Here is a 6,554-nt window from a genome sequence, read left to right on the forward strand (position 1 = left end):
CCGCGCGTGACGCCGTGGCAGCGCGCGATGGCGAGCACGCCGGTCCACCCGGCGGTGATGAGAACGTGCGCGACCAGTCCGGCGGCGACGCCGGGCCGGTCGCGCCGGCGGGGGACGAGGGTGCCCGCGGCGCGCGTGGCGGCGAGGACGTCACCGCCGGTAAGGAGCGCGTGCGCGGTCGACGGTATACCGCTCACCACGGCAGCGACGGCGCCGGCATACGCGACCCGGCGGATCCGGCGGCGTCCCGATGCCGTGAATGACTCATTCACCTCGTCTGACGACATGAATGAGTCATTCACGTCGTTTGACGGGCCGCCGCGAGGTAGGCGGCCAGCCGGATCCGCAGCCCGCGGACGTGGGGGAGCGCGATGGTGAACGCGTGCGCCGGCCGGTACCCCGGCCACGGATCACCGTGCGTGCACGGGCCCAGGAAGTACACGAAGCCGTCTTCGTCGTCGTAGCGGCCGCGCGACCAGCGCTGGACCGCGCCCGGCACCCTGGCCTCCCAGTACGCCGGGTGCTTCATCGCGCGGGCGAGCTGCCGGGCGAAGCGGGGCAGCTCGGCTTCCACCAGTCCGAGGCCGCGGCCGCTCCAGACCCGAGGGGTGCGTTCCGGCGGGCGCCCCGGGCAGCCGAACGTGACCTCGCCGCCCGCGTAGTGGCGGGTCCAGCGAGCACTTTCCGTTGCCAGTGCGTCGAATTCGTGGCCGCCGGTGATCTCCAGCGTCATGGGGAAACGATAGGCGATCACGCGCCAGGGAGTACCGCCGCGCGGGTGTCGATCACTGGTCCAATAGTGTATACAGTATGCAGTAGCCACGTCGGATACGGAGGCCGCCATGTACTCAGTCATCGACCCCGCGACGGGGGAGCGGGTCGAGGAGATCCCGAACGCGACCGACGAGGAGGTCCGCGCCGCCATCGGCCGGGTGCACCGCGGGTACGCCGGCTGGCGGGCCCGGCCCGTCGCCGAGCGGGCCGCGATCGTGCGCCGCGCCGCCGACCTGTTCGCCGAACGCGCCGACGAGCTCGCCGCGATCATGACCCTCGAAATGGGGAAGCGGATCAACGAAGGCCGCGGCGAGGTCGGCGTCGTCGTCGACATCTTCCGCTACTACGGCGAGCGCGGCCCGGAGCTGCTGGCCGACGAGCCGCTGCCGATCCGCAGCGGCGAGGCCGTGCTGACGAAGGAGCCGATCGGGCCGCTGCTCGGCGTCATGCCGTGGAATTTCCCGTGCTACCAGGTCGCCCGGTTCGTCGCGCCGAACCTGGTGCTGGGCAACACGATCCTGCTCAAGCACGCGTCGATCTGCCCGCGCTCGGCGGTGGCCATCGAGCGCGTGCTGCGCGACGCCGGCGTGCCCGAAGACGCGTACGTGAACGTCTTCGCGTCCAGCCGGCAGGTCCCGTGGATCCTCGCCGACCCGCGCATCCAGGGCGTGTCGCTGACCGGCAGCGAGCAGGCGGGCATCTCCGTCGCGGCCGAAGCCGGGCGGAACCTCAAGAAGAGCGTCCTCGAGCTCGGCGGTTCGGATCCGCTGATCGTGCTGGACACCGACGACCTGGACGAAACGGTCAAGATCACCGCGACGGCCCGGATGCGCAACTGCGGCCAGTCGTGCAACGCGCCGAAGCGCATCATCGTGCTGGGCGAGCTCTACGACGAGTTCGCCGACCGGTTCGCCAAGCGCGTCGCGTCGTACTACGTCCCGGGCGACCCGGCGGACCCGGCGACGACGCTGCCGCCGCTGGCCTCCGTGTCCGCCGCGGACGAGGTCGCGGCCCAGGTCGACCGCGCGATCCGCGACGGCGCGACCCTGCGCGCGGGCGGCCACCGCCTCCCCGGCCCGGGCGCGTACCTGGAGGCGACGGTGCTCACCGACGTGACCCCGGAAATGGCGGCGTACCACGAGGAAATCTTCGGCCCGGTCGCGCTCCTCTTCCGCGCGGAGACGGAGGAGGAGGCGATCGCACTGGCCAACGACACCCCGTTCGGCCTCGGCGCAAGCGTTTTCAGCACCGACCGCGCCCGCGCGGCTCGGGTCGCGCGGGGCATCGAGGCGGGAATGGTCTACATCAACAAGTCGGGCGGGTCGGAGGCGGATCTTCCGTTCGGCGGCATCAAACGGTCGGGGATCGGCCGGGAGCTGGGGCCGCTGGGGATCGAGGAGTTCATGAACCGCAAGCCCATCCGCCTCTGACTCCTCAGCTCGGCTGGAAGAACTCGAGCAGCCGCCGGCTCGCATCGGGTGACATCAGCAGTTCCTGCATCTCCGCCGACATCCGCGCGGCCGCCCCCGTCCGCTCGTACATCTCCCGCTCGTACTCCGCCACCGCCACCGGAAAATCCTCCGGGTGCGCGGCCAAAGCATGACCCAGCACGGCGCCGTCGAGCAGCGCCATATTCGCGCCTTCGCCCACCGGGGGCATCAGGTGGGCCGCGTCGCCGACCAGTGTGGTGTCCGGTTGGGACGGCCAGGTGAGGCCGGTCGGGAGGGTGGTGATCGAGCGGGGGACGACGGTGTCGTCGCAGGCCTCGATCAGCGCTGTGATGCGGGGGTGCCAGCCGGGCAGGAGGTCGATCAGGCGGGCGCGGGCGGCGGCCGGGTCGTCGAACGGGATGGCGGCCGTGGTGAACCAGTTCTCGTCCGTGTTGTAGAAGTTGACGCCGATGCGGACGCGGCCGTCGCCGTTGCGCTGGGCCGCCAGGGAGATGCCGTTGCCGAACACCCAGTAGTTGCCGCGGCCGACCATCGCCGCTAGGTCCGGGTGGGTGCGGTCGATGTCGGGGATGCCGACCTCGACCATGTTCTGGCCGACGTGCACCGGCCGGGCGTCGGTGAGCAGCGCCCGCACCCGCGACTGGGCGCCGTCCGCGCCGACCAGCAGGTCGTACGTCGCCGTGCGGCCGTTCGCGAAGTGCGCGACGCCGTCGGCCGCCGACGCGAACGCGTGGTCCCAGCGCACCGCGCCGTCCGGGAGGGAATCGAGCAGCAGGTCGCGCAGGTCGGCGCGGTCGACCTCGGGGCGCAGCATCGGCGCGTCGTCCGGCGTGTCCTCCTGGAGCAGCAGGGTGCCGTCCGGTTCGAGCAGGCGCATGTCCTGGCCTTCGCCGCGGGCGATCTCGAAGAACCGGTCGAGCAGACCGGCATCGCGCAGCGCTCGCTGCCCGGAATGGATGTCCAGCATCCCGCCCTGGCCGCGGGCCTCGCGCGACGCCTCCCGCTCGTACACGACGGCGTCGATCCCGTTTACGTGCAGCACCCGGGCCAGGGCCAAGCCGCCCAAGCCCGCCCCCACGATGGCAATCCCCATGACGTCCTCCGATTCACTGTATCGCTCGATACACTGTATCGCAGAGGGCGTTGTATTGTCCGCGGCATGGTGGTGTGGGAGCGGCCGGAGCCGCCGGAACGGCCGGTGCCGGCCCCGCTGAGCAGGGAGATGATCGTCCAGGCCGCGGTCCGGCTGGCCGATGCGGACGGCTTGGCGGCGGTGTCGCTGCGCAAGGTCGCCGCGGCGCTGGACGTCGGGCCGATGCGGCTCTACGGCTACATCGCCACCAAGGAGGAACTGCTCGACCTGATGGCCGACGCGGTCCACGCCGGGATCCGGCCCACCGGGGACGGCTGGCGGGAGGTGCTGACTTCGCTGGCCGAAATCACCCGGCAGGCCGTCCGCCGGCACGAGTGGTTCGCCGACCTGATCGGCGGGCGGCCGTCACTCGGGCCGAACGCGCTGGCCAAGGGCGAGGCCGTGGTGTCCGCGATGGACGGCGTCGACGTGGACGACGTCATGCCGGTGGTCTCCGCGGTCGACGCGTACGTGATCGGCGCGGTGCGGCGCGAGACCGCCGAACGCCGGGCCGAGCGCAGCTCCGGGCTGGACAAGGAGCAGTGGCAGCGGTCCTACGGGCCGTACCTGCAGCGAACCTTGGCCACCGGCCGCTACCCGGCGCTGGCGACGGTCATCCGCGACGCCGCCCACCTGGACGCCGACGAGACCTTCCGGCGGGGCCTCGACTTCCTGCTCGACGGCATCGGAGCGTGCCTGTCACGGTGAATCCGGGCTTCTCCTGATCGACTCCGCCACCTCGCGGTCGATCTCCGCCTGTTCGCGCCTCTTTCGGTCGGACGCCGCGATCAGGCGGGCCTTCGCCCGGGCCACCTCGTCGCCGGCGCGGTCGAGGACTTCCGCGTCGAGTTCGGTCAGCACCGCTTGCGAATCCTGGTGCGCACCGCCCTCGAAGCGGGCTTCGTAGTACCTGATCCGCTGCTCGCGCCGGTCCGCGTGCGCTTCGCGTTCGTCGGCGACCCGTTCGCGTTCGTCGGCCCGCCGCTCGCGCTCGTCGGCTCGCTGGTCTCGTTCGTCCGCCTGTCGGTCGCGCTCGTCGGCCAGGTTCGCGCGCGCGATCCCGCGGTCCTCCGATTCGCCCATGCTCCCAGCGTACGGCCGCCGGGCGGGTCAGGGGATGATGCCCCGCGAGGCCAAGGCGTCGGCCAGGCGCTCGCGCAGTTCCTGAGCCGTGGCCTGGACGTCGATCGCCGACGGGGGCGACAGGACCTTCGACATCACCGTCGACAGGTTCTGGTACGCGGGGGTGAGCGGGCGGACCGCGGCGTCCGTCAGTGCCGCCTGGATGTCGTCCTTCATCGGGTACTGGTCGGCCATCGTCGGGTTTTCCTTGGCGTCGGCGGGTTTCGCCGGGTCCAGGGGACTGGTGTCGCGGTAGATCGTCGCGATGCTGGGCGGGACACCGTCGACCAGCGCCTGGTACTTCTGGCTCGCCGCGTTCCGCAGGCACAGCGCCGCCTCGAACGCCTCCGGCTTGTGCTTGGAGTACGCGCTGACCGCGAGGTTGAACCCGCCGATCGTCACCCGGCTCGGCCGGCCCGCGGTCACCGACGGGTAGCGCGCCCACTTGAAGTGTGCCAGCTCCTGCGGCTTTTCCTTGGCGTAGGACGCGTAGACGAACGGCCAGTTCAGCTCGGTCGCCGCCTGGCCGCGCTGGAAGGCCTGGCGGATGTCGTCCTCCTTCTGGTTCGTCAGCGACGGGTCGGTGATCCCCGCCGTGGTGAGCCGCTTGAGGAGCTCCAGCGCCCGCACCGCGCCGTCGTCCATCACGACCGAACGGCCGTCATCGGACAGGATGTGCCCGCCGGACGACGCGACCAGCGTGTTGTAGAAGACGACCAGCCCCTCGTACTGCGCGCCGGTGAACACCACCTGGTACGGCTTTCCGGCCGCTTTCAGCTGCTGCGCCTGCGACATCAGTTCGTCGAACGTCTTCGGCGGCGACGGCGTGATCCGGTCGTCGTACCAGAGCAGCTGGACGTTCGTGTTCTTCGTGGCGCCGTAAAGCTTTCCGTTCCACTTGGCCGTCGCCAGCGGCCCGGGCAGCACGTCCCGGGTGGCCGCCTCCGCGTTCGCGCCGGTCCATTCCTCGGCCCAGCCCGCTTCGGCGAATTCCGGCACCCACGTGACGTCGAGGCCGAGCACGTCCAGTGACGCGTCGCCCGCGGCGAGCCGGCGGACCATCTGCTCGCGCTGGCCGTCCGCGCCGCGCGGCAGCTTGTTGTAGACGATCTTGTACTTGCCCGCGGCCGCCGCGGTGCAGCGGTCGACCACCGTCTGCAGGTGGTCCTCCGGCGAGATGTACAGGTTGATCGTCAGGCCCGCGGCCGAGGAGCACGCGGCGAGCGCGGTGCCGGCCAGCACGGCCGCGCCCGCGAGGGGGAGGAGCTGGCGCATGTCGGCCTCCTTGCCGGACAGCGACGCGCGATTGCAAGCGCTTGCATCGATGATTAGCCTTGATCAAGGCAGGTGTCAATCCCGGTCACGCGGTTGGTTGCAAGCGCTTGCAACAGAGAGGCGGTGCCGATGCCGGACAGGCTCGACGACGTCGCCCGGCTCGCCGGGGTCTCGGCGGCCACCGTGTCGCGGGCGCTGCGCGGGGTCCCGGGCGTCGCCGAACGCACGCGCACCCGGGTGCTGGCGGCCGCCGCGCAGCTGGGCTACACGGTCTCGCCCGCGGCGTCGACCCTGGCGACCGGCCGCACCGGGACGGTCGGCGTGCTCGTCCCCTACGTCGACCGCTGGTACTTCTCGCGGCTCATCTCCGGCGTCGAGCGGGTGCTGCGCGAGGCCGGGATCAGCCTGCTGCTCTACAACCTCGGCGACGACGCGGGCCGCGCGCGGTTCTTCGCCGGCCTGCCGCTGCGCCGCCGGGTCGACGCGGTGCTCGTGCTCTCCCTGCCCCTCGCGGCGGCCGAACGCGAGCTGCTGCTGGGGCTCGGCATCCCGCTGGTCACGGTCGGCACCGAGGAGCCCGGCGCGGACTCGGTCGGCATCGACGACCACGCCGCGGCGGTCACCGCGATGCGGCACCTGGTCCAGCTCGGGCACCGCGAGATCGCGTTCATCGGCGAGGACGACCCGGTCCCGCTCGGCTTCACGACGCCGTTGCGGCGGCTCGCGGCCTATCGCGAGGTCTACCGCGCGGTGTGCCGGGCGGAGGGCCGCGAGCCGGACCCCGCGTTCGAGACCGGCGG

7 protein-coding genes and 1 pseudogene are annotated in these 6,554 nt (G+C 71.8%); 3 read left to right on the forward strand and 5 right to left on the reverse strand.

Features of this window, described 5'->3' with window-relative positions:
- Together G3I65_RS23215 and G3I65_RS23220 are read right to left on the reverse strand one after the other, a co-directional pair.
- Window positions 1-197 (reverse strand): annotated as a pseudogene (locus tag G3I65_RS23215) (hypothetical protein); the annotation flags it as partial.
- 101 nt (window positions 198-298) lie between these two features.
- Window positions 299-733, reverse strand: a complete 435-nt coding sequence (locus tag G3I65_RS23220; RefSeq protein WP_160697983.1) for a hypothetical protein — start codon at window positions 731-733, stop codon at window positions 299-301.
- Window positions 734-842: 109 nt separating this feature from the next.
- Here G3I65_RS23220 and G3I65_RS23225 point away from each other — a divergent pair, with 109 nt between their 5' ends.
- Window positions 843-2,204 (forward strand): NAD-dependent succinate-semialdehyde dehydrogenase, encoded by a 1,362-nt coding sequence (locus G3I65_RS23225; protein ID WP_160697984.1) that lies wholly within the window; start codon window positions 843-845, stop codon window positions 2,202-2,204.
- 4 nt (window positions 2,205-2,208) lie between these two features.
- Here the strand turns inward: G3I65_RS23225 and G3I65_RS23230 are convergent, their stop codons facing one another.
- On the reverse strand, window positions 2,209-3,318 hold the full coding sequence (locus tag G3I65_RS23230; protein WP_160697985.1) for an NAD(P)/FAD-dependent oxidoreductase: 1,110 nt from the start codon (window positions 3,316-3,318) through the stop codon (window positions 2,209-2,211).
- 66 nt (window positions 3,319-3,384) lie between these two features.
- Between G3I65_RS23230 and G3I65_RS23235 the strand changes: the two genes are divergently transcribed.
- Complete coding sequence (locus G3I65_RS23235; protein WP_160697986.1) at window positions 3,385-4,065, forward strand: TetR/AcrR family transcriptional regulator; 681 nt, start codon at window positions 3,385-3,387, stop codon at window positions 4,063-4,065.
- Here G3I65_RS23235 and G3I65_RS23240 read toward each other — a convergent pair.
- Both G3I65_RS23240 and G3I65_RS23245 read right to left on the reverse strand, forming a co-directional pair.
- A complete protein-coding gene (locus G3I65_RS23240; protein ID WP_160697987.1) occupies window positions 4,057-4,440 on the reverse strand; it encodes a hypothetical protein in 384 nt (127 codons plus the stop codon). The genes G3I65_RS23235 and G3I65_RS23240 overlap by 9 nt on opposite strands.
- Before the next feature lie 27 nt (window positions 4,441-4,467).
- The gene (locus G3I65_RS23245; RefSeq protein WP_160697988.1) at window positions 4,468-5,754 is read right to left on the reverse strand and encodes an ABC transporter substrate-binding protein; all 1,287 of its coding nucleotides are present in this window, start codon (window positions 5,752-5,754) and stop codon (window positions 4,468-4,470) included.
- Between the two features lie 129 nt (window positions 5,755-5,883).
- On the opposite strand from G3I65_RS23245, the gene G3I65_RS23250 reads away from it, so the two are divergent.
- Window positions 5,884-6,554 (forward strand): LacI family DNA-binding transcriptional regulator (locus G3I65_RS23250; protein ID WP_160697989.1); only part of this gene is annotated, 671 nt, incomplete at its 3' end.

It is taken from the genome of Amycolatopsis sp. SID8362 (assembly GCF_010550475.1).
GTDB lineage: Bacteria > Actinomycetota > Actinomycetes > Mycobacteriales > Pseudonocardiaceae > Amycolatopsis > Amycolatopsis eburnea.